This is a genomic window from Mesorhizobium sp. M2A.F.Ca.ET.037.01.1.1 (genome assembly GCF_003998075.1).
Lineage (GTDB): Bacteria > Pseudomonadota > Alphaproteobacteria > Rhizobiales > Rhizobiaceae > Mesorhizobium.
The window spans coordinates 1-451 of record NZ_RZSA01001802.1 but is presented as its reverse complement, the minus strand read 5'-3'; the positions used below and the strand labels follow the sequence as shown (position 1 = coordinate 451).

Here is a 451-nt window from a genome sequence, read left to right as displayed (position 1 = left end):
CTTCTACCAATTGCCGTTCGAATGGACGACGGACTGGTATCAATCGCTGTGGCAGAACGATCAGCTGATCGCGGCGACCTGGAACAGCATCGAGATCGCGGTCATCACCACTTTGATCTCGACGGTGCTCGGCTCGATGGCCTCGCTGGCGCTCTACCGCTACGAGTTCCACGGCAAGAAAGTCCTGCAGGCGCTGCTCTTCCCGCCGATCGCCATTCCATGGCTGATCACCGGCACGGCGATGCTGATCTTCTTCTTCGGCGTCGGCATCGGCCGCGGGCTGGTGGCCATCCTGCTCGGCCATGTCGCGCTGGCGCTGCCTTATGTCATTGTCGTCGTCTCGGCCCGGCTGCAGACCTTCGCGCCGGAGCTGGAGGAGGCGGCGCGCTCGCTCGGCGCCAATCAGTGGCAGGTGACCATGCGCGTGACCTTGCCCTGGATCATGCCGGGC

Annotated in this window: 1 protein-coding gene; it reads left to right on the top strand. The window is 63.9% G+C overall.

Annotation, left to right across the window (positions count from 1 at the left end):
- The coding region (locus tag EOA27_RS39895) for an ABC transporter permease (RefSeq protein ID WP_145970968.1) at positions 1–451 on the top strand (451 nt) is incomplete at both ends.